This is a genomic window from Streptomyces sp. NPDC047971 (assembly GCF_040653355.1).
GTDB lineage: Bacteria > Actinomycetota > Actinomycetes > Streptomycetales > Streptomycetaceae > Streptomyces.
Genome location: NZ_JBEZNW010000013.1, coordinates 150,246 through 169,940, shown reverse-complemented (window position 1 = coordinate 169,940; position 19,695 = coordinate 150,246). Strand labels below are relative to the sequence as shown.

22 protein-coding genes and 5 tRNA genes are annotated in these 19,695 nt (G+C 70.6%); 8 read left to right on the top strand and 19 right to left on the bottom strand.

Annotation, left to right across the window (positions count from 1 at the left end):
- The 4 genes from coaD to AB0D99_RS15550 form a co-directional block, all read right to left on the bottom strand.
- Window positions 1-497: pantetheine-phosphate adenylyltransferase (gene coaD, locus AB0D99_RS15565; protein WP_362361010.1), on the bottom strand; the 497-nt coding region annotated here is incomplete at its 3' end.
- A gap of 26 nt (window positions 498-523) precedes the next feature.
- Window positions 524-1,108: a 16S rRNA (guanine(966)-N(2))-methyltransferase RsmD gene (gene rsmD, locus AB0D99_RS15560; RefSeq protein WP_362360999.1), complete on the bottom strand. Its 585-nt coding sequence runs from the start codon at window positions 1,106-1,108 to the stop codon at window positions 524-526.
- A gap of 75 nt (window positions 1,109-1,183) precedes the next feature.
- Complete coding sequence (gene recG, locus AB0D99_RS15555) at window positions 1,184-3,406, bottom strand: ATP-dependent DNA helicase RecG (protein ID WP_362360996.1); 2,223 nt, start codon at window positions 3,404-3,406, stop codon at window positions 1,184-1,186.
- Between the two features lie 93 nt (window positions 3,407-3,499).
- Window positions 3,500-5,080 (bottom strand): DAK2 domain-containing protein, encoded by a 1,581-nt coding sequence (locus tag AB0D99_RS15550; protein WP_362360993.1) that lies wholly within the window; start codon window positions 5,078-5,080, stop codon window positions 3,500-3,502.
- Window positions 5,081-5,319: 239 nt separating this feature from the next.
- Here AB0D99_RS15550 and rpmB point away from each other — a divergent pair, with 239 nt between their 5' ends.
- Complete coding sequence (gene rpmB, locus AB0D99_RS15545; protein ID WP_003957616.1) at window positions 5,320-5,505, top strand: 50S ribosomal protein L28; 186 nt, start codon at window positions 5,320-5,322, stop codon at window positions 5,503-5,505.
- Window positions 5,506-5,599: 94 nt separating this feature from the next.
- Here the strand turns inward: rpmB and thiD are convergent, their stop codons facing one another.
- Window positions 5,600-6,391, bottom strand: coding sequence for a bifunctional hydroxymethylpyrimidine kinase/phosphomethylpyrimidine kinase (gene thiD, locus AB0D99_RS15540; protein WP_362360990.1), 792 nt, complete (start codon window positions 6,389-6,391; stop codon window positions 5,600-5,602).
- Window positions 6,388-7,350, bottom strand: coding sequence for a thiamine-phosphate kinase (locus tag AB0D99_RS15535; RefSeq protein ID WP_362360987.1), 963 nt, complete (start codon window positions 7,348-7,350; stop codon window positions 6,388-6,390). Before AB0D99_RS15535 ends, thiD begins: the two co-directional genes overlap by 4 nt.
- Window positions 7,351-7,580: 230 nt before the next feature.
- On the opposite strand from AB0D99_RS15535, the gene AB0D99_RS15530 reads away from it, so the two are divergent.
- Window positions 7,581-7,814: an Lrp/AsnC ligand binding domain-containing protein gene (locus tag AB0D99_RS15530; protein ID WP_028802415.1), complete on the top strand. Its 234-nt coding sequence runs from the start codon at window positions 7,581-7,583 to the stop codon at window positions 7,812-7,814.
- Between the two features lie 20 nt (window positions 7,815-7,834).
- Complete coding sequence (locus AB0D99_RS15525) at window positions 7,835-8,326, top strand: DUF3515 domain-containing protein (protein ID WP_362360984.1); 492 nt, start codon at window positions 7,835-7,837, stop codon at window positions 8,324-8,326.
- 73 nt (window positions 8,327-8,399) lie between these two features.
- On the opposite strand, the gene AB0D99_RS15520 is transcribed toward AB0D99_RS15525, so the two are convergent.
- The 3 genes from AB0D99_RS15520 to AB0D99_RS15510 all read right to left on the bottom strand — a co-directional run bounded on the left by AB0D99_RS15520 (window position 8,400) and on the right by AB0D99_RS15510 (window position 11,367).
- Window positions 8,400-9,539, bottom strand: coding sequence for a D-alanine--D-alanine ligase family protein (locus AB0D99_RS15520; RefSeq protein WP_362360982.1), 1,140 nt, complete (start codon window positions 9,537-9,539; stop codon window positions 8,400-8,402).
- Between the two features lie 77 nt (window positions 9,540-9,616).
- A complete protein-coding gene (locus AB0D99_RS15515) occupies window positions 9,617-10,618 on the bottom strand; it encodes an NAD(P)H-dependent glycerol-3-phosphate dehydrogenase (RefSeq protein WP_362360979.1) in 1,002 nt (333 codons plus the stop codon).
- Window positions 10,615-11,367, bottom strand: a complete 753-nt coding sequence (locus tag AB0D99_RS15510) for a lysophospholipid acyltransferase family protein (protein ID WP_362360976.1) — start codon at window positions 11,365-11,367, stop codon at window positions 10,615-10,617. The genes AB0D99_RS15515 and AB0D99_RS15510 overlap by 4 nt, the downstream gene beginning before the upstream one ends.
- Before the next feature lie 160 nt (window positions 11,368-11,527).
- On the opposite strand from AB0D99_RS15510, the gene cofC reads away from it, so the two are divergent.
- Both cofC and AB0D99_RS15500 read left to right on the top strand, forming a co-directional pair.
- Window positions 11,528-12,175, top strand: a complete 648-nt coding sequence (gene cofC, locus AB0D99_RS15505; RefSeq protein ID WP_362360973.1) for a 2-phospho-L-lactate guanylyltransferase — start codon at window positions 11,528-11,530, stop codon at window positions 12,173-12,175.
- Between the two features lie 9 nt (window positions 12,176-12,184).
- Window positions 12,185-12,397 (top strand): hypothetical protein, encoded by a 213-nt coding sequence (locus tag AB0D99_RS15500; protein WP_362360970.1) that lies wholly within the window; start codon window positions 12,185-12,187, stop codon window positions 12,395-12,397.
- Between the two features lie 151 nt (window positions 12,398-12,548).
- Here the strand turns inward: AB0D99_RS15500 and AB0D99_RS15495 are convergent, their stop codons facing one another.
- The 4 genes from AB0D99_RS15495 to leuC form a co-directional block, all read right to left on the bottom strand.
- Window positions 12,549-13,217, bottom strand: a complete 669-nt coding sequence (locus tag AB0D99_RS15495; protein ID WP_362360967.1) for an HU family DNA-binding protein — start codon at window positions 13,215-13,217, stop codon at window positions 12,549-12,551.
- Window positions 13,218-13,360: 143 nt separating this feature from the next.
- The gene (locus AB0D99_RS15490; protein ID WP_260227783.1) at window positions 13,361-13,588 is read right to left on the bottom strand and encodes a hypothetical protein; all 228 of its coding nucleotides are present in this window, start codon (window positions 13,586-13,588) and stop codon (window positions 13,361-13,363) included.
- A 104-nt stretch (window positions 13,589-13,692) separates the two neighbouring features.
- Complete coding sequence (gene leuD / locus AB0D99_RS15485; protein WP_362360963.1) at window positions 13,693-14,286, bottom strand: 3-isopropylmalate dehydratase small subunit; 594 nt, start codon at window positions 14,284-14,286, stop codon at window positions 13,693-13,695.
- Window positions 14,287-14,292: 6 nt separating this feature from the next.
- On the bottom strand, window positions 14,293-15,717 hold the full coding sequence (gene leuC / locus AB0D99_RS15480; protein WP_362360960.1) for a 3-isopropylmalate dehydratase large subunit: 1,425 nt from the start codon (window positions 15,715-15,717) through the stop codon (window positions 14,293-14,295).
- Window positions 15,718-15,857: 140 nt separating this feature from the next.
- On the opposite strand from leuC, the gene ndgR reads away from it, so the two are divergent.
- Entirely contained in the window at window positions 15,858-16,574 is a 717-nt protein-coding gene (gene ndgR, locus AB0D99_RS15475; protein ID WP_005311436.1) for an IclR family transcriptional regulator NdgR, read from the top strand.
- Window positions 16,575-16,709: 135 nt separating this feature from the next.
- Here the strand turns inward: ndgR and AB0D99_RS15470 are convergent.
- The 6 genes from AB0D99_RS15470 to AB0D99_RS15445 all read right to left on the bottom strand — a co-directional run bounded on the left by AB0D99_RS15470 (window position 16,710) and on the right by AB0D99_RS15445 (window position 18,056).
- A tRNA-Glu gene (locus tag AB0D99_RS15470) sits at window positions 16,710-16,782 on the bottom strand.
- Between the two features lie 44 nt (window positions 16,783-16,826).
- Window positions 16,827-16,898: transfer RNA gene (locus AB0D99_RS15465), tRNA-Gln, on the bottom strand.
- An 18-nt stretch (window positions 16,899-16,916) separates the two neighbouring features.
- Window positions 16,917-16,992, bottom strand: a tRNA-Glu gene (locus AB0D99_RS15460).
- A gap of 61 nt (window positions 16,993-17,053) precedes the next feature.
- Window positions 17,054-17,126 (bottom strand) — tRNA-Glu (locus AB0D99_RS15455).
- A 42-nt stretch (window positions 17,127-17,168) separates the two neighbouring features.
- Window positions 17,169-17,240: transfer RNA gene (locus AB0D99_RS15450), tRNA-Gln, on the bottom strand.
- Window positions 17,241-17,333: 93 nt separating this feature from the next.
- Window positions 17,334-18,056 (bottom strand): HAD family hydrolase, encoded by a 723-nt coding sequence (locus AB0D99_RS15445; protein WP_362360957.1) that lies wholly within the window; start codon window positions 18,054-18,056, stop codon window positions 17,334-17,336.
- Window positions 18,057-18,222: 166 nt separating this feature from the next.
- On the opposite strand from AB0D99_RS15445, the gene AB0D99_RS15440 reads away from it, so the two are divergent.
- Together AB0D99_RS15440 and AB0D99_RS15435 are read left to right on the top strand one after the other, a co-directional pair.
- A complete protein-coding gene (locus AB0D99_RS15440; RefSeq protein ID WP_362360954.1) occupies window positions 18,223-18,666 on the top strand; it encodes a peptidase inhibitor family I36 protein in 444 nt (147 codons plus the stop codon).
- 83 nt (window positions 18,667-18,749) lie between these two features.
- On the top strand, window positions 18,750-19,652 hold the full coding sequence (locus AB0D99_RS15435) for a hypothetical protein (protein ID WP_362360951.1): 903 nt from the start codon (window positions 18,750-18,752) through the stop codon (window positions 19,650-19,652).
- Window positions 19,653-19,695: the final 43 nt, after the last annotated feature.

Here is a 19,695-nt window from a genome sequence, read left to right as displayed (position 1 = left end):
GGGGTACACTGCCCGCGGGGCGGCGCGGCGGGGCGGCGGGGCAGCCGGCCGTGCCGGGCCGGTGCCACCCGGGGGCAGACGACGCCGCCCCCGGCGGCGACCTCCTTGACCAGGGAGGACGACAGGAAGCTGTAGGTGGGGTTGGTGGGGACGAACAGGGTCTCGACGCCCGAGAGCCCGTTGTTCATCTGCGCCATCTGCAGCTCGTAGTCGAAGTCGCTGACCGCGCGCAGGCCCTTCACGATCGCGGGGATGTCGCGCTGCTTGCAGAAGTCGACCAGGAGGCCGTGGAAGGACTCGACCTCGACGTTGCCGAAGTCCGCCGTGACCTCGCGGATCAGCTCGATCCGCTCGTCGACGGTGAACAGTCCCTTCTTGGACTGGTTGATCATCACCGCGACGTGTACGACGTCGTACAGCTTGGAGGCGCGGGCGATGATGTCGAGATGTCCGTTGGTGATGGGGTCGAATGACCCCGGACAGACGGCGCGGCGCAACGTGGGTCCCTCGCTCTCCGGTCCGGTCATCGTGCGTCTTCGCACGTAGAGGCGGCGCGACCGTACCAAAACGTTCCCTCGCCGTAACGACGGGCCCGCAATGGTTCGAATCCGGCCGGCCAGCCGAACTCCCCGCCTCGGGTGCTGCGCTCCACGGTGACGAGGGCGTCCTCCGTGAGCCAGCCCCCAGAGCGGAGTGTGAGGAGGATCTCGCGAAGATCGTCGTCCGAGACGGCGTACGGCGGGTCGAGGAAGACCACGTCGTAGGGGGCGGTGGGGGCGGCTCCCGTCACGATCTGTTCCGCTTTGCCCGTACGGAGTTCGGCGCCCGGGAGTCCGAGCGTCCGGACGTTCTCCCGGACGGTCCGGGCGGCACGGGCGTCCGCTTCGACGAGGAGCGCGTGGGAGGCGCCCCGGGAGAGCGCCTCGAGTCCGACGGCGCCCGAACCCGCGTACAGATCGGCCACCCGGGTGCCGTCGAGGGTCCCGAGGAGCGACTCCCACGTGGAGAAGAGGCCCTCGCGCGCCCGGTCGGACGTGGGGCGGGTGCCGTTGCCCGGGGGCACGGCCAGTCGGCGTCCGCCGGCGGCACCGGCGATCACGCGGGTCATCTGAGGTCCTTGTCCTTCTCGGGGGCGCTCCGTGGTCTGCCCCTCCACGATATGGCGGGTGGGGCGGGGATGGCGTCACCCCTTCTCCAGGTACTCCTCCCGCTCCTTGTCCAGGAGGGCGTCCAGGGCGGTGCGCAGCTCGGGGTGTCCGGTGAGGTCGGGGTCGGCGAGGACGACGGCGGTCGCCTCCTCGCGGGCGGCGGCGATGACCTCCTCGTCGTCGATGACGGTGAGCATCCGCAGCGAGGAGCGGACGCCGGACTGGGCCTGGCCGAGGACGTCGCCCTCGCGGCGCTGTTCGAGGTCGATGCGGGAGAGCTCGAAGCCGTCGAGGGTGGAGGCGACGGCGGCGAGGCGCTGCCGGGCGGGGCTGGCCTCGGGCATCTCGGTGACGAGGAGGCACAGGCCGGGGGCGGAGCCGCGGCCGACGCGGCCGCGGAGCTGGTGGAGCTGGGAGACGCCGAAGCGGTCCGCGTCCATGATCACCATGGCGGTGGCGTTGGGGACGTTGACGCCGACCTCGATGACGGTCGTGGCGACCAGGACGTCGACGTCGCCGGCGGCGAAGCGGCGCATGACGTCGTCCTTGTCGTCCGGGTGCATCCGGCCGTGCAGGACCTCGACGCGGAGTCCGGCGAGGGGTCCCCTGGTGAGCTGGTCGGCGATCTCGACGACGGCGAGCGGTGGGCGCTTCTCGGCCTCGTCCTCGGGGGACGGCTTCTTCCGTGCTCCCTTGCCGTTCTCGTCCTCGCCGTCGCCGATGCGGGGGCAGACCACGTACGCCTGGTGGCCGTTCTCCACCTCCTCCCGCACCCGCTCCCAGGCGCGTGCGAGGAAGTGCGGCTTGTCGGCGGCCGGGACGACATGGCTGGCGATCGGGGAGCGCCCGGCGGGCAGCTGGTCCAGGACGGAGGTCTCCAGGTCGCCGAAGACGGTCATGGCGACCGTGCGCGGGATCGGGGTGGCCGTCATGACGAGCAGGTGGGGCGGCTGCTTGCCCTTTCCGCGCAGGGCGTCGCGCTGCTCGACGCCGAAGCGGTGCTGCTCGTCGACCACGACGAGGCCGAGGTCGTGGAACTGGACCTTGTCCTCGATGAGCGCGTGCGTGCCGATCACGAGGCCGGCCTCGCCGGTGACGAGGTCGAGCAGGGCCTGCCGGCGGCCGGCGGCTCCCATCGAGCCGGTGAGCAGGACGACCTTGGTGGCGTGCTCGGCGCCGCCGAGCATCCCGCCTTCGGCGAGCTCGCCCATCATCTCGGTGATCGAGCGGTGGTGCTGCTGGGCGAGGACCTCGGTGGGGGCGAGCATCGCGGCCTGTCCGCCGGCGTCGACGACGGCGAGCATGGCCCGCAGGGCCACCATGGTCTTTCCCGATCCGACCTCTCCCTGGAGGAGGCGGTGCATGGGGTGCTCGGTGGCGAGGTCGTCGAAGATCTCCCTGGAGACCTTCTGCTGGCCGTCGGTGAGGGTGAAGGGCAGCTTGGCGTCGAAGGCGTCGAGGAGGCCGTCGGGGGCGGGTCTGCGGGCGACGGCGGGCAGTTGGGTGTCGGCGAACCGGCGGCGGGCGAGGGCGACCTGGAGGACGAACGCCTCGTCCCACTTGAGCCGCTGCCGCGCGTCCTCGATGTCCGCCTTGGTGCGCGGGCGGTGGACCTTGAGGAGGGCCTCGTGCAGGTCGGCGAGGCCGCGGTCCTCGCGCAGCGCTCGCGGCAGCGGGTCGGCGAGCCCCGCCCAGTCGGTGGCGACCAGCGAGTCGAGGGCGATGGAGACGGACTGCTCGATGGTCCAGGACTCCAGCTGCTTGCAGGCGGGGTAGATCGGGAGGAGTTCGTTGGCGAACGCCTTGACCGTCTCGTCGCTGCTCTCCGCGTCCAGGAGCTTGTACTCGGGGTGGGCGAGCTGGAGCTTGCGGTTGAAGACCCCGACCTTGCCGGCGAACATCCCGCGGCGGCCCGGCAGGAGCTCCTTCTGGTGGAAGTGGACGGCGCGGCCGAAGAAGACCAGCTGCATCCGGCCGCTGCCGTCGGTGATGGTGACCTCCAGGCGCTGGCCCTTGCCCCGGCCGCCCTTGTTGAAGGTCAGCACGCGGGCGTCGGCCACCCGCGCGACGACGGTGACGTGCTCGTCCAGCGGCAGATCGGCGAGGGCGGTCAGCTCGCCGCGCTCGGCGTACCGCCGCGGGTAGTGGTGGAGGAGGTCCCCGACCGTGCGCAGGTCGAGGTGCTCGGCCATCACCTTCGCGGTGGCGGCGCCGAGGAGGTTCTTGAGGGGTTCGTCGAGCACTGGCACGCGTTCCATTGCACACCACCGCACTGACACCCGTCCCGCAGGCCGTGGATATCGCCGCGTCACGTCGGCGGGGCGCCGTGCCGGGGAGGGGCCGCCCGCCCGCTACTCGACCCCGATCAGGAGGGCCGGCGCCCCCGCTCCGCCGCGGTAGGTGGTCGTGTCGACGGCCAGGTGCGTCTCGCGGACGTGGCGTTCGAGCGCCGCCGCCAGGGAGGGCGGGGTCTCGTCGGCCACGATGAGGGTGACCAGTTCGCCGCCCGCCGACAGCATGCGGTCCAGGACCGTGCGGGCCGTCGTGGTCAGGTCCTGGCCGATGACCGCCACGTCGCCTTCGATCAGACCGAGGATGTCGCCGGCCTGGCAGACGCCGGCCGAGGTGAAGGACTGCCGTTCGGCGACGGCGAGTTCGGCGTACCGGGTCGCTCCCGCGGCCGCCGTCATCGCCACGACGTCCTCGTCGAAGCGCCGGTCCGGTTCGTGGACGGCGAGCGCGGCGATGCCCTGGACGGCCGCCCGGGTCGGGATCAGGGCGACCCTGATGCCCTCCGCGCGGGCCTGTTCCGCCGCGGCGCCGGCGGTGTGCCGCAGGTCGGTGTCGTTCGGCAGGAGCACGACCTCGCGCGCGTGGGCCCGGCGGATGGCGTCGACGAGTTCGCCGCTGGCCGGCGGTTCGCCCGGCCTGGCCAGCACCGTCGTCGCCCCGGCCTCGGCGCAGAGGCCCGCGAGCCCTTCGCCGGGCACGACCGCGACGACCGCCCGCTGCGTCCGCTCCCGCGTCTCGGTGACGCCCGAGAAGTGCGTGATGCGAATCCGGTACGGCCGGCCCGCCTCCACACCGGCCTCGACGGCCGCTCCCGCGTCGTCGACATGGACGTGGACGTTCCACAGCCCGTCTCCGCCGACCACGACCAGAGAGTCCCCCAGCGCGTCCAGCCGGGCCCTGAGCCGTTCCACTGCCGGGTCGTCCGCCTCCAGGAGGTAGATCACTTCGAAGGCGGGCCCGCTCTCGGGGGCGCAGGTGTCGTCGGCGACCGGCCGGTGCGTCGTCCCGGTCGGGCGTACCTGGGCCTCCCCCGACACGGCCTCCACGAGGGCGCCGAGGACGGCCACCAGGCCCCGTCCGCCCGCGTCCACGACGCCGGCGCGTTCGAGGACGGCCAGTTGTCCGGGGGTGGCCTCCAGAGCGTTCCTGGCCCCCTCGTAGGCCCCTCTGGCCACCGTCACGAGGCTGCCGCCGCCGTCGCAGGCGGCCGCGGCGGCGGTGGCCACGCTGAGGATCGTCCCTTCGACGGGGTGCGCCACGGCCGCGCGGGCCGAGCGCGCCGCCGCCTCCAGGGATCGGGCGAGATGGTCGCCGTCGTGCCCGGCGGCGAGGACGGAGGCCATGCCGCGCAGCAGCTGGGAGAGGATGGTCCCGGAGTTGCCGCGGGCACCGATCAGGGCGCCGTGGGCCATGGCCCGTATGGCGTCGCCCGCGTCGGGTGCGTCCTCGTCGAAGAGCGCCTCGACGGCCCGGGCGGCGGATTCCACGGTCAGGTACAGGTTCGTGCCGGTGTCCCCGTCGGCGATCGGATAGACGTTGATCGCGTCGATCTCCTCGCGCTCCCTGCCGAGCGCGTCGAGCGCCCGTACGCACCAGGAGCGAACCGCTGCGGCGTCGAGGGTCTGCGCGGTCTGCGGCAACGGGTGATCCTCCGGCTAGGCGGCGTCTGCGGGCGGCTCACCGCAGCGTAGACCCGGTCGTGACCTGCACCCGGGGCGGGGGCCGCGGTCGTCATGGTAGTTTCGTTCTACGGGAGCAGCCGTTGTATGCTGCTTCGGTTGCCCGGCGCGAGTCGGGCCATTCCCCCGGCAAGCCACTTCAGAACTCTGATTCCGGTGCGCCGGATTTCACTGTAAATCTGAAGTCTTTGGAGTGACCCGTGGCTGCCAACTGCGACGTCTGCGGCAAGGGGCCGGGCTTCGGCAACAACATTTCGCACTCGCACCGCCGTACGTCTCGTCGCTGGAACCCGAACATCCAGCGTGTGCGTGCCGTGGTCGGTCGGACGCCGAAGCGGCTCAACGTCTGCACCTCGTGCATCAAGGCCGGCAAGGTCTCGCGCTAACGCCGACGTTTCGTCGTAGCGCAGCCCCTGCGGTTGCCTTGAAAGGCCGGTTCACCTCGGTGAACCGGCCTTTTGCCATGCCCTGGGGCGCTGCCTAGGCGCGGAATCGCCAGCCGTGGTCCACGGGGCCGATGCCCGTGCCCAGCGCGAAGCCGGCGGCGATCGCGCCGGTCACGTACTCCTTCGCCTCCCGCACCGCCTCCGGCACGGTCAGCCCCTTGGCGAGGCCGGACGCCACGGCGGAGGCCAGGGTGCAGCCCGTGCCGTGCGTGTGCCGGTTGTCGTGCCGGGGAGCGCGCAGCCAGTGCTCCTCGGTCCCGTCCGTGAGCAGGTCGACCGCGTCCCCTTCGAGGTGGCCTCCCTTGATGAGCGCCCACCGCGGCCCGTACGCCAGGATCGCCGCCGCGGCCTCCCGCAGGTCGGCCTCCCGCTCGACGACGAATCCCGTGAGCTGCGCCACCTCGTCGAGGTTGGGCGTGGCCACCGTGGCCACGGGCAGCAGCTTGGCCCGTACGGAGTCCAGCGCCGAGGCCGCGAGCAGCGGATCCCCGTGCTTGGAGACGCCGACCGGGTCGACGACCACGGGCACGTCCGGTGTGCCGGCGAGCAGCTCCGCCACGGTCTCCACGAGCGCGGCGGAGGACAGCATCCCGGTCTTCACGGCCTGGACGCCGATGTCGTCGACGACGGCCCGGTACTGGGCCCGTACGGCGTCCTCGGGCAGTTCCCACGCGCCCCGGACGCCCAGGGAGTTCTGGGCGGTGACGGCGGTGAGCACGCTCATGCCGTGGACGCCGAGGGCGAGCATCGTCTTCAGGTCGGCCTGGATGCCGGCGCCGCCGCCGGAGTCGGATCCGGCGACGGTGAGGACCAGCGGCGGCCTCACTCGGTGCCCCCGAAGTGGTCCCAGCCGCCCGTGCTGTGCCAGGGCGCCCCGTCCACCGTCACCTGCGGCAGCGCGGAGGGGTTGAGGACCTCGCCGATGACCTTCCAGCGGGCCGGCAGTTTCACGTCCGGCGGGAAGGTGGCGACGATCGCGTGGTCCTCTCCCCCGGTGAGCACCCACTGCAGCGGGTCCACGCCGACCGCCTGGCCGATGTCGTTCATCTGGGTCGGGATGTCGATGAGCCCGGAGCGCAGGTCGATGCGGACCTTGCTGGCCTCGGCGATGTGGCCGAGGTCGGCGATGAGTCCGTCGCTGACGTCGCACATGGCGGTGGCGCCGAGACCGGCCGCCGCGGGGCCCGCGTGGTACGGCGGTTCGGGCCGCCGGTGGGCCTCGACGAAGGCGCGCGGGGAGCGGAAGCCACGGGAGAGCACCGCGTATCCGGCGGCGGACCAGCCGAGCCAGCCGGTGTAGGCGACGACGTCGCCCGGCTGCGCCCCGGCCCGGGTCACCGGGTCGTGGTTGCGCAGGTCGCCCAGGGCGGTGATGGCGACGGTGATCGTGTCGCCGCGGACGACGTCGCCGCCGACGACGGCCGCTCCGGCGACCTGGCACTCGTCGCGCAGACCGTCCATGAGTTCCACGGGCCACGTGGCGGGGAGTTCGGCCGGGACGACGAGGCCGAGCAGGAGCGCGGTGGGTACGGCGCCCATGGCCGCGATGTCGGCGAGGTTCTGTGCGGCCGCCTTGCGGCCGACGTCGTACGCCGTCGACCAGTCGCGGCGGAAGTGACGTCCTTCGAGGAGGATGTCCGTACTGGCCACCACGCGCCGGTCCGGTGCGGAGACGACCGCGGCGTCGTCGCCGGGTCCGATCCGTACCGCCGGGGTGGAGGTGAGCCGGGAGGTGAGCTCTCTGATGAGACCGAACTCCCCCAGCTCTCCTACTGTGCCCTTCACCGCGTATCACCTCGTGTTGTCGTGCCGGCCGTGCGCGTCGCCCGCCGCTCGCTCTGCGGGTCGCGAGCCGTCACCGCGCTGGGTACCGTCAAGTAGACCGTCAACTTCTGTCGTGCGTACGCCACACTGTGGGCGCCTCGGGGCGCGCAGGTCTCCCCGCGGCCCTCGGCGACGCGGTACCGTGGCGTCCCTTTCTCCCACAAGATCCTCGTGGTCGCCCTGGAGGTTCCGTGGTACAGGCGTACATCCTTATTCAGACCGAGGTGGGCAAGGCGTCGACCGTCGCCGAGACCATCTCCAAGATCCCGGGGGTGATCCAGGCGGAAGACGTGACGGGCCCGTACGACGTGATCGTCCGCGCCCAGGCCGACACGGTCGACGAACTGGGCCGCATGGTGGTCGCCAAGGTCCAGCAAGTGGACGGCATCACGCGAACCCTCACCTGCCCGGTCGTGCATCTGTAGCCCCCGTCTACCCTTGGCCGGTGAAGTCTTCCCACCGGCCCTTCGGCCTGCCCACCGCCGCCGCGGCACTCCTGCTGCTGACCGCTGCGGGCTGCTCCTCCACGGATGCGAAGGCGGTCCCGCTTCCCAGCCCTCCGGCGGAGGAGGCCGCCCTCTGCCAGGCGCTGGCGAAGGAGCTTCCGGACACCGTGGCGGGGCTGGGACGGACCGATCCGAAGCCCGAGTCCGAGCTGACCGCCGGGTGGGGGGACGCGGCGATCGTACTGCGCTGTGGAGTTCCCCGGCCCGAAAAGATGACCGATCCCCAGTCCCAGGGCGTCTCGGTCGACGGCGTGCGCTGGATGCTGGAACAGCGGGAGGGCAGCGGACCCCGCTTCACCTCGGTGTACCGGAAGACCTATGTCGAGGTGACGCTGGACGAGCGGTACGCGCACGACGCCGCACCGCTCGTGGATCTCGCCGCCCCCGTGGAGCGCACGGTTCCGTGTGCTCTGGAGCCCGAGTGCGAGTAGGGCGTCCCCTCCGGGCCCTGCCGGGCTCACGACGCCCGTCCCGGTCCGGAGGAGACGCCCGGGGCGCCGTCCGTCAGCGCAGGCCCGTGGAGCGGGTCAGCGCGGCCTGGATCAGCCGGTCGACCAGCTCGGGGTAGCTGACGCCACTCTCCTGCCACATGCGCGGGTACATGGAGATCGGGGTGAAGCCCGGCATGGTGTTGATCTCGTTGATCACGAACTCGCCGTCCTCGGTGAGGAAGAAGTCCGCGCGGACCAGTCCCTCGCAGGAGACGGCCTCGTAGGCGGCCACCGCGAGCCGCTGGATCTCGGCGGTCGCCTCGTCGCCGATCGGCGCGGGCACGATCCCGGACGCCGAGTCGATGTACTTGGCCTCGAAGTCGTAGAAGTCGTGGTCGGTGACGGGCGGGATCTCGGCCGGCACGCTGGCGCGCGGACCGTCCTCGAACTCCAGGACTCCGCACTCGATCTCACGGCCGCGCAGCAGCGACTCGACCAGGATCTTGGGGTCGTGGCGACGGGCCTCCTCGATGGCCTCGTCCAGGCCCGAGAGGTCGTCGACCTTGGTGATGCCCATGGAGGAGCCGCCGCGGGCCGGCTTCACGAAGAGCGGCCAGCCGTGCTCGGCGGCGAACTCGACGATCTTCTTGCGGGCGGCCGCGGGGCTCTGCTCCCACTCGCGGGGGCGGATGACCTCGTACGGGCCGACGGGCAGCCCGAAGGAGGTGAACACCCGCTTCATGTACTCCTTGTCCTGGCCGACGGCGGAGGCGAGGACGCCCGCGCCGACGTAGGGGACGCCGGAGAGTTCCAGGAGGCCCTGGAGGGTGCCGTCCTCGCCGTACGGGCCGTGCAGCATCGGGAAGACGACGTCCACCTCGCCGAGCGCCTTCGGCACGGAGCCGGGCTCGGTGTACACGACCTCGCGGTTGGCCGGGTCGACGGAGAGGACGACACCGCCGTGCTCGGACTCGGTGAGGTCGGTGACGTTCGGGAGCGCGCGGTCGGCGATGGCCATCCGCTCGGGGGCGTCGGCGGTCAGCGCCCAGCGCCCGTCCGTCGTGATGCCGATGGGCAGCACGTCGTACTTGGTCCGGTCGATGGCGCGCAGGACGGCGCCGGCCGTGACGACGGAGATGGCGTGCTCGGAGCTGCGTCCGCCGAAGACGACGGCCACGCGCGGCTTGCGGGGGCTCTGGGTGTTCTCGCTCATAACGCGTTGAGCGTACCTTGCGTGTTCGATGCGCTTAAGAGCCCGGGCCGCCGCGCGCGTCCGGCGTAGCGGGTGTGTCAGCGGCGCTCGGGCTTGGCGCTGCGGGACATCAGTTCCTTGAGGGCGACGATCGGCGGCTTGCCCTCGTGGACGATGGAGACGACCGTCTCGGTGATCGGCATGTCGACCCCGTGGCGGCGGGCCAGATCGAGCACGGACTCGCAGGACTTGACGCCCTCGGCGGTCTGCTTGGTCGCCGCGATGGTCTCCTCCAGGGTCATCCCGCGGCCCAGGTTGGTGCCGAAGGTGTTGTTCCGGGAGAGCGGCGAGGAGCAGGTGGCGACCAGGTCGCCGAGGCCGGCGAGACCGGCGAAGGTGAGCGGGTCGGCGCCCATCGCGAGGCCGAGGCGGGTGGTCTCGGCCAGGCCACGGGTGATGAGCGTGGCCTTGGAGTTGTCGCCGAGCCCCATGCCGTTGGCGATGCCGACGGCGAGCCCGATGACGTTCTTCACCGCGCCGCCGAGCTCGCAGCCGACGACGTCGGTGCTGGTGTACGGCCGGAAGTAGGGGGTCATGCAGGCGGTCTGGAGCCGCTGGGCGACCGCTTCGTCGGCGCAGGCGACGACGGCGCCGGCGGGCTGCCGGGTGGCGATCTCCTTGGCCAGGTTGGGGCCGGTGAGGACGGCGACGCGCTCCGCGGGCACGTCGGCGACCTCCATGATGACCTCGCTCATCCGCTCGGCCGTGCCGAGTTCGACGCCCTTCATCAGGGAGACGAGGACGGTGTCCGGGGCCAGCTTGGGGGCCCATTCGGCGAGGTTGGCGCGGAGCGTCTGCGAGGGCACGACGAGGACGGTGAAGTCGGCGTCGTGGGCGGCCTCGGCGGGGTCCGTGGTGGCCCGGACGTTCGCGGGGAGTTCGATCCCCGGCAGGTAGTCGGGGTTGGTGCGGGTGGTGTTGATGGCCTCGACGAGTCCGGCGCGGCGGCCCCAGAGGGTCACCTCGCAGCCCGCGTCGGCGAGCACCATGCCGAAGGCGGTGCCCCAGGATCCGGTGCCGAAGACGGCTGCCTTGGTCACTTCGTGCCCTCCCCGGCGGCCTTGCGCCGCTGTTCCAGCCGGGCCTTGCGGTGGTCGTACGGCTCGGCCGGCGCCTTCTCGTCGCGTACGTCCTCGAGGATCTCGGTGATCGCGGCCATGATGGCCTCGGTCGCCTCGCGCAGCACCTCGGGCGTCGGCTCCAGCTCGTAGAAGCGGGAGAGGTCGACGGGCGGGCCGGCCTGCACGATCAGCGTCTTGCGCGGGAACAGGTTGAGCTTGTTCTCCTTGGCGTACGGCGGCATCGCCAGGTTGGCGCCCCACTGGGCGACCGGGATGACCGGGGCCTTGGTGAGCAGCGCGACGCGGGCCGCGCCGGTCTTGCCCGCCATGGGCCACATGTCGGGGTCCCGGGTGAGGGTGCCCTCGGGGTAGAAGGCGACGCACTCGCCGCGCTCGATGGCGTTGACGGCGGCGCGGAACGCGTCCAGCGCGTTGGTCGTCTCGCGGTAGACGGGGATCTGACCGGTGCCCCGGAGCATCGTGCCGACGAACGAGCCCTTGAAGAGGGCGGCCTTGGCGAGGAAGCGCGGGACGCGTCCGGTGTTGTACTGGTAGTGCGCGTAGGACAGCGGGTCCAGATACGAGTTGTGATTGACGGCGGTGATGAATCCGCCGTCGGCCGGAATGTGTTCCGTTCCGCGCCAGTCCCGCTTGAACAGAACCACCAGCGGCGGTTTAGCGATGACCGCCGCCAGGCGGTACCAGAAGCCGATTCTGCGGCGGGACACTCGTGCACCTTCCTCTGGGACTGGCGTGCAGGGGGTCAAGTGTCGCCCCATGCTCCTGGTCTGTCGAGAACACCGTACGCCCCGGGATCGGGCGGCCGCCGGGCACCGGCCCCTACGGCCCGTCGATCATCCCGGCGGTGTGGGGACAGAATGGGCCCCGATGAACACCGATCCGGACGGCGGCTGGTCCCTGGTCGTCCCCCTGAAGCCCCTCGCGCGGGCGAAGAGCAGGCTCGCCGCGGCCGCCGGGGCACTGCTGCGCCCCCGCCTCGCGCTGGCGTTCGCGCAGGACACGGTGGCCGCGGCGCTGGAATGCGGGCGGGTGCGGGATGTGGCGGTCGTCACGGACGATCCGGTGGCCGCGGTGGCGCTGGCGGCGCTCGGCGCGCGGATCGTGCCCGACTCCCCGGGTTCAGGACTGAACGCGGCGCTGGCGCACGGGGCGCGGACGGTACGGGAGTCCCGGCCGGAGGCGGGGATCGCGGCGCTCAACGCGGACCTGCCCGCGCTGCGCCCGGGCGAGCTGGCCCTGGTCCTGGACGCCGCCGGCGAATTCCCCCGGACATTTCTCGCGGATGCCGCCGAAATCGGTACGACATTCCTCTCGGCGGGCCCGGGAGTGGAATTGGCACCTGCATTCGGGGGCGCTTCGCGGCGCCGGCATTTGTCTTCGGGGGCGGTGGAAATACGGCTGGCGGGGGTGGATTCCGTACGCCGGGACGTGGACACCGGCGAGGATCTGGCGGCCGCGTGGGCGCTGGGGGTCGGCCCTCGGACGGCGGCCCATCGCTTCCATCCGGCCGGATAGGCTGCGGACATGCAGGCGACCGCGTACACGTACGACCCCGAGACCCGCAGCGGCAGTGTGCTGCTCGACGACGGCACCCCGGTGGAGTTCGGGGCCGACGCCTTCGACGCGGGCGGGTTGCTGCTGCTGCGTCCCGGGCAGCGGGTGCGGATCGAGACGGAGGCCGGACCGGCCGCCGACGGCGAAATGCGGATCACCCTGGTGACGCTGCAGACCCTCTGAACGATCGGCTCGGCCGGGCCGAACCGGCCGGAGGGGGCGAGGAGATCGGCCCGAATGGGCCGAAAGGGGCGCGAACGCGCCGCGGGCCGGGCTCCCCGAGGGGAGCCCGGCCCGGCGTGTGAGTGGCCAATGGCCCCTGCGCCGCTTACTTCTACTTCTTCGCGGCGGCCTTCTTGGCGGTGGTCTTGCGCGCCGTCGTCTTCTTGGCGGGCGCCTTCTTGGCCGTGGCCTTCTTCGCCGGCGCGGTCTTCTTGGCGGTGGCCTTCTTCGCCGCCGCGGTGGTGGTCTTCTTCGCGGGGGTGGCCTTCTTGGCCGCCGTGGTCTTCTTCGCCGCCGCGGTGGTGGTCTTCTTCGCGGCCGTGGTCTTCTTGACCGCGGTGGTCTTCTTCGCCACGGTCTTCTTGGCGGTGGCCTTCTTGGCGGCCGCCTTCTTGGCGGTGGTGGCCTTCTTGGCGGCGGCCTTCTTCACGGTCGCGGAAGCGCCGCCGGTCAGGCTGCCCTTGGGCGCCTTCTTGACGGAGACCTCGCCACCCTTGGGGAGCTTCTTCGAGCCGCTGACCAGGTCCTTGAAGCCCTGACCCGCACGGAAGCGCGGCACCGAGGTCTTCTTGACCCGCACGCGCTCACCCGTCTGCGGGTTACGGGCGTACCGGGCCGGACGGTCGACCTTCTCGAACGAGCCGAAGCCGGTGACCGAGACCCGGTCCCCGCCGACCACGGCACGCACGATCGCGTCCAGCACCGCGTCGACAGCGTCCGCGGCCTGCTGACGGCCGCCGAGCTTGTCGGCAATCGCTTCTACGAGCTGCGCCTTGTTCACGTCTTCCCCTTCGGAGACATTGCCAGAACGAAAGTGTTCAAGCTTTTTCGCACGTTAGGCATGTATATACCGCAAATCAAACACGAAACGGGCTAATCACCCTAGTGCCGCAACGCGGAAGTGCCGTTGCGGAGTTCCTGGTGTCAGTCGTCTTCAGGGAATCGGCCCTCATCGAGGTCCTTCATCAACCGGTCGAGACGCGTCGCCGCGTCCGCGAGATCGTGCTTCGCCGCTGCCGTGACGACCAGCAGCTTCCGGGACAGCGCCATCCTTACGCCCTCCGGGACTTGCAGTTCGCGCACTCTTGTGTGCGCTTCCTTCAATCGGGCGGCGACTGCCTCGTAGAGCTCGAGTTGGCTGTCGCGTTCCATGCACCGATTGTGCCATCTAGGGCGAGTTGTCGCCCGACGGGGTCTCAACAAGCGACTGCGCCCCCCACCGGAAGGTGGGGGGCGCAGTCGTGGAAAAGCGCTGCTCAGACCGTAATTGTACGCGGTTTGAAGGTCGGCCTGGCCGCCTCGTAGGTCGCGATGTCGGCTTCGTTCTGAAGGGTGAGGCTGATGTCGTCCAGACCGTTCAGCAGACGCCAGCGGGCGTTCTCGTCCAGCTCGAAGTCGGCGTCGATCCCGGCTGCCAGCACCTTCCGGCGCTCCAAGTCAACGGTGATTTCGGCCGTCGGGTCGGCCTCGGTCAGCTCCCAGAGCGCGTCCACGGTCTTCTGGTCCAGGACGACGGTCAGCAGGCCGTTCTTCAGCGAGTTGCCGCGGAAGATGTCGGCGAACCGGGAGGAGATGACGGTCTTGAAGCCGTAGTTCTGCAGCGCCCAGACGGCGTGCTCACGGGAGGAGCCGGTGCCGAAGTCGGGGCCGGCCACCAGGACCGTGGCGCCCTGCCGCTCGGGGCGGTTGAGCACGAACTCGGAGTCCTTGCGCCAGGCCTCGAACAGCCCGTCCTCGAAGCCGTCGCGGGTGACCTTCTTCAGCCAGTGCGCCGGGATGATCTGGTCGGTGTCGACGTTGCTGCGGCGCAGCGGGACGGCCCGGCCGGTGTGCGTGGTGAAAGCTTCCATGGTTCCTCAGACCCCCGCGGGCGTAGCGACGTCGGACAGATCGGCCGGGGAGGCCAGGTGGCCCAGTACGGCGGTGGCGGCGGCGACCTGGGGGGAGACCAGGTGGGTACGGCCGCCCTTGCCCTGCCGACCCTCGAAGTTGCGGTTGGAGGTGGACGCGGAGCGCTCACCGGGCGCCAGTTGGTCGGGGTTCATGCCCAGGCACATCGAGCAGCCCGCGTGCCGCCATTCGGCGCCGGACTCCTTGAAGACCTTGTCCAGGCCCTCCTCGACGGCCTGCAGGGCCACCCGGACGGAGCCGGGGACGACCAGCATCCGGACGCCCTCGGCGACCTTGCGGCCCTCCAGCAGGGCGGCGGCGTTGCGCAGGTCCTCGATGCGGCCGTTGGTGCAGGAGCCTACGAAGACGGTGTCGACCTTGATGTCCCGCAGCGGCTGCCCGGCGGTCAACCCCATGTACTCCAGGGCCTTTTCGGCGGCCAGGCGCTCCGAAGCGTCTTCGTACGAAGCCGGGTCGGGGACGTTCGCCGAAAGCGGCGCGCCCTGGCCGGGGTTGGTGCCCCAGGTGACGAACGGCGCCAGGGAGGCGGCGTCGATGACGACCTCGGCGTCGAAGACCGCGTCCTCGTCGGACTTCAGGGTCTCCCAGTACGCGACGGCGGCGTCCCAGTCCTCGCCCTCGGGGGCGTGGGCACGGCCCTTCAGGTAGGCGAAGGTGGTCGCGTCGGGGGCGATCATGCCCGCGCGGGCGCCGGCCTCGATCGACATGTTGCAGATGGTCATCCGGGCCTCCATCGAGAGCTTCTCGATGGCGGAGCCGCGGTACTCCAGGATGTAGCCCTGGCCGCCGCCGGTGCCGATCTTGGCGATGATCGCCAGGATCAGGTCCTTGGCGGTGACGTCCTCGGGCAGCTCGCCGTCGACGGTGATCGCCATGGTCTTGGGGCGGGCCAGCGGCAGGGTCTGGGTGGCCAGGACGTGCTCGACCTGGCTGGTGCCGATACCGAACGCCAGCGCGCCGAAGGCGCCGTGCGTGGAGGTGTGCGAGTCGCCGCAGACGACGGTGGTGCCGGGCTGGGTCAGGCCCAGCTGCGGGCCGACGACGTGGACGACGCCCTGCTCGACGTCGCCCAGCGGGTGCAGCCGTACGCCGAACTCCGCGCAGTTCTTGCGCAGGGTCTCCAACTGGGCGCGCGAGACCGGGTCGGCGATGGGCTTGTCGATGTCGAGGGTCGGGGTGTTGTGGTCCTCGGTGGCGATGGTGAGGTCGAGGCGCCGCACCTGCCGGCCGTTCTGGCGCAGGCCGTCGAACGCCTGGGGGCTGGTCACCTCGTGCAGCAGGTGCAGATCGATGAAGAGGAGGTCGGGCTCGCCCTCGGCGCGCCGGACGACGTGGTCGTCCCAGACCTTCTCCGCGAGTGTCCTACCCATCGCTTTCCCTCCGGCCGACGGCTACGTCGGCGCAACTAGAGACCCGTTTCGCGAGCCGTTGTGCGGCCGCCTCACCAGGGTCGCAAGATCCAGGGAAAATTGAACTTGCGTTTCACAGAGTGAGACGTGAATATCGTTGCATGGACAACTCTAGCGGCGTGGGCGTTCTCGACAAGGCAGCCCTTGTCCTGAGCGCCCTGGAGTCCGGTCCGGCCACCCTCGCAGGTCTGGTCGCGGCGACGGGACTCGCACGACCCACGGCACATCGCCTCGCCGTGGCACTGGAACACCACCGGATGGTGGCTCGCGACATGCAGGGCCGGTTCATCCTCGGACCGCGCCTGGCGGAGCTCGCCGCCGCGGCCGGTGAGGACCGCCTGCTCGCCACCGCGGGCCCCGTACTGACGCATCTGCGCGATGTCACCGGCGAGAGCGCCCAGCTCTACCGTCGCCAGGGCGACATGCGCATCTGCGTCGCGGCGGCCGAGCGGCTGTCCGGCCTCCGGGACACGGTCCCCGTCGGCTCGACGCTGACGATGAAGGCCGGCTCCTCGGCGCAGATCCTGATGGCCTGGGAGGAGCCCGAGCGGCTCCACCGCGGCCTTCAGGGCGCCCGCTTCACGGCGACGGCCCTCTCCGGTGTACGGCGCCGCGGCTGGGCGCAGTCGATCGGCGAGCGGGAGCCGGGCGTCGCGTCCGTCTCCGCGCCCGTACGAGGCCCCTCGAACCGCGTGGTGGCCGCCGTGTCGGTCTCCGGGCCGATCGAGCGCCTGACGCGCCACCCGGGCCGTATGCACGCCCAGGCGGTCATCGACGCCGCCGCCCGCCTCTCCGAGGCGCTCCGCCGCAACGGCTGACGCACCTCACGCCCCTCCTGCCCGTACGTACATCCCGGCCCACCGCTTCAACGCCGCAGCGGTGGGCCGGAGTTGTGTAGTACGACACCGGAAAGCGGAGAAGCCCTCCCCCGAAGGGAAGGGCTTCTCCGTTCGTACCCCCGACCGGATTCGAACCGGCGCTACCGCCTTGAGAGGGCGGCGTGCTAGGCCGCTACACAACGGGGGCAAGATCTTGTCACCACACGACGGAGTCGCGTGATGTTCACTGCGCTGGCCTACCAGGACTCGAACCTAGACTAACTGAACCAGAATCAGTCGTGCTGCCAATTACACCATAGGCCACTGGTGGTTTAGACCAGTTGGTACCCCCGACCGGATTCGAACCGGCGCTACCGCCTTGAGAGGGCGGCGTGCTAGGCCGCTACACAACGGGGGCCCTAGCGATCCTGCATCGGGTTCACCGGGTGCGACCCAGGTGATCCCGCGGGAAGGATCTGTACCCCCGACCGGATTCGAACCGGCGCTACTGCCTTGAGAGGGCAGCGTGCTAGGCCGCTACACAACGGGGGCTTTGCGGATGAGATCCGCGTACGTGCAGATGAGCTCTGCGAGCTGGCCTACCAGGACTCGAACCTAGACTAACTGAACCAGAATCAGTCGTGCTGCCAATTACACCATAGGCCACCAAAACTCGACCCCCGGCGAGGGGGATCTTGTTCGGGTTGTGCTCCGGGGGTTTCGGCCTTTCGGCTTGCTCCCCTCGGCGCAGGAAGAACATTACCCGAAGGTGTCCGGCGCTCCAAAACGGGTATCCCCGCGCAGCAGTCCGGGGAGCTGAGCGAGGCCGGTGATCCGCGTGAGCTCGGGCCTGCCGCCGACGCCGGCCCGGTCCAGCCAGATACCCCGCAGGCCCGCGCCGTCCGCCCCCGAGGCGTCGATGTCGGGCTGGTCTCCGACGTACGCCACCTCGGCCGGGGCCAGCCCCAGTGCGGCGCAGGCGGCGTGGAACGCCTCGGCGGCCGGCTTGGCGACCCCGAGCTCCGCCGCGCAGACGACGGCCTCGAAGCGGTCCCGCACACCGAGCACGCGCAGCTTGCGGTCCTGGTTGTGGATCGAGGAGTTCGACAGGACGGCGTGACGGTAGTCACCCGCGAGCAGGTCGAGCACGGGGAGCGCGTCGGGGAAGAGCGCCCAGGCCGCCTCGTAGTGCGCGACGTACCGCTCGAACCAGGCGTCGGCCTCGGCGGCGGTCAGCCCCGGGGCGGCGAGGAAGTCGCGCACCCGCTCCCGTCGCTGGTCCTGGAAGTCCACCCCGCCGGCCTCGAAGCGGCGCCAGTGGACGACCGTGAGCTCCTGCCAACGGCGGAGGGCCTGGTCGACGGAGCCGAATCCGTCGACCAGGCCCTCGGCCGCGAGGTGGTCGCGCATCCCGGCCAGGTCGGCGCGGGAGTAGTCGAAGAGTGTGTCGTCGATGTCCCACAGGACCGCGCGGATGGCCATGGAGCCACGGTACGCGAGGGGCCGACGGAAAGGCCGGAACGAACAATTCCTATCGGAATCCAGAATTCCATTTCTGCCGCCGGATCAATTGCCTTGACTCGCGTCCTCATCGTTCGCCTACACTCCGTTCGCCTCACTCGTGATCATGAACCTCGTGGAGAAATACATGAGCGCCCTTCGCCGTACCCTCGCCGTCGCGCTGCCCACCGCCGCCGTTCTCGCGCTCGGAGTCGCACCGGCCCAGGCCGATGTGGGTATCTACTGTGTCGACGCGCAGGCGAACTGCGGCCACTTCTACTACAACACCGGCCTCAAGGGTTCGCGGACCGTATTCACCGGAAAGAGCGGCCAGATGGGCAGCATCTCCAATCTCGCGGGATACACGTTCCTGAGCAGTGGAGCCGGTCAGGGGCAGCCGGTGAAGAACAACGCCGCCTCCTTCTACAACGCGAGCATGCAGGTCGCCACGGTCTTCTACTCCAGCCAGTACAACGGTCCCTGCGACACGGTCGCGAAGCTGACCAGCGCCAACCAGCTCGTTCAGACGTACAACGAGAACGCCTCGCTGGGCTTCGGCCTGATCGGCCAGAACTGCCACATGTTCAACTGACGCGGGCTGCCGCGTCCGAATACGCACGACAGCCCCGCGCGACGGCGACCGCCCGCGCGGGGCTCCGCATGGGAAGCGACACGATGAGACGTCTGGCGATACCACTGCTCACCCTGTTCGCCCTGGTCGGGTGCACAGCACAGGAGCCGGAGCAGAACGCCGCGGCGGACCCGCAGGCCCGGCCGGCGGCGAGCCGGGGTCCGGAACCGACGGTCTCCGCCCGGGACTACACCTTCCGGCTTCCCATCGCCCGCTTCAGCTACACGAGCGCCGACTACGCGGTCATCGAGGCGGCCGAGCAGGTGCTGGCGAAGCGGTGCATGGCCGACTACTCGATCGCCTACGAGCCTCCCGTCAGGCCGGCCCCCACGCAGGCACTCGACCGACGCTACGGCCTCTCCGACGAAAGCACCGCGGCACGGTACGGATACCGCCTTCCCCCCGTGCGGGAATCGGCTCCGGACTCCGGAATCGGCAAGGACGAGCTGGTCGTCCTGTACGGAACGCGAGGCGCCGAGAAGACATCGGGCCCCGTCGAGTACCGGGGACGGAAGATTCTGGTGGAAGGCTGCCTCGGGAAAGCCGCCATAGACTTCCGGAAGGATTACGACTATCCGGAGGGCGGCGCGGTGGCCACCCGGATATCGGCGCAGAGTTTCGTCGACTCCCAAAAGGACAAATCCGTTCGGGCGGGGTTCGCGCAATGGTCCGGCTGCATGACGAAGAAGGGGTTCAGCTACTCCTCGCCGCTTGATCTCTTCACGGTGGAGAAATTCGAGAAGGGGCCGGTGACGGACGAGGAGAAGGCGACCGCCGTCGCCGATGTCGCATGCAAGAACGACACCGGGCTGCCGGAGACCTGGCTCGCGGTGGAGTCCCGGCTCCAGGAAGCGATGATCGCGAAGGACTCCGCTGTGCTCCAGAAGCTGCGGGGGCTGCACGAGAAGAAGATCGCCGCCGCGCGGGCGATCGTCGCCAAGGGCTGAACCGCCCGCTCCCGGACGCGACGAGGCCCCGGCCCCCTTCAGG

What these genes read in the sequence shown, in the direction of transcription:
- rsmD (WP_362360999.1), bottom strand. Translation starts at nt 1,108, where the DNA reads ATGACCCGCGTGATCGCCGGTGCCGCCGGCGGACGCCGACTGGCCGTG.
- recG (WP_362360996.1), bottom strand. Translation starts at nt 3,406, where the DNA reads ATGGAACGCGTGCCAGTGCTCGACGAACCCCTCAAGAACCTCCTCGGC.
- AB0D99_RS15520 (WP_362360982.1), bottom strand. Translation starts at nt 9,539, where the DNA reads ATGAGCGAGAACACCCAGAGCCCCCGCAAGCCGCGCGTGGCCGTCGTC.
- cofC (WP_362360973.1), top strand. Translation starts at nt 11,528, where the DNA reads ATGAACACCGATCCGGACGGCGGCTGGTCCCTGGTCGTCCCCCTGAAG.
- AB0D99_RS15500 (WP_362360970.1), top strand. Translation starts at nt 12,185, where the DNA reads ATGCAGGCGACCGCGTACACGTACGACCCCGAGACCCGCAGCGGCAGT.
- AB0D99_RS15490 (WP_260227783.1), bottom strand. Translation starts at nt 13,588, where the DNA reads ATGGAACGCGACAGCCAACTCGAGCTCTACGAGGCAGTCGCCGCCCGA.
- leuD (WP_362360963.1), bottom strand. Translation starts at nt 14,286, where the DNA reads ATGGAAGCTTTCACCACGCACACCGGCCGGGCCGTCCCGCTGCGCCGC.
- leuC (WP_362360960.1), bottom strand. Translation starts at nt 15,717, where the DNA reads ATGGGTAGGACACTCGCGGAGAAGGTCTGGGACGACCACGTCGTCCGG.
- ndgR (WP_005311436.1), top strand. Translation starts at nt 15,858, where the DNA reads ATGGACAACTCTAGCGGCGTGGGCGTTCTCGACAAGGCAGCCCTTGTC.
- AB0D99_RS15445 (WP_362360957.1), bottom strand. Translation starts at nt 18,056, where the DNA reads ATGGCCATCCGCGCGGTCCTGTGGGACATCGACGACACACTCTTCGAC.
- AB0D99_RS15440 (WP_362360954.1), top strand. Translation starts at nt 18,223, where the DNA reads ATGAGCGCCCTTCGCCGTACCCTCGCCGTCGCGCTGCCCACCGCCGCC.
- AB0D99_RS15435 (WP_362360951.1), top strand. Translation starts at nt 18,750, where the DNA reads ATGAGACGTCTGGCGATACCACTGCTCACCCTGTTCGCCCTGGTCGGG.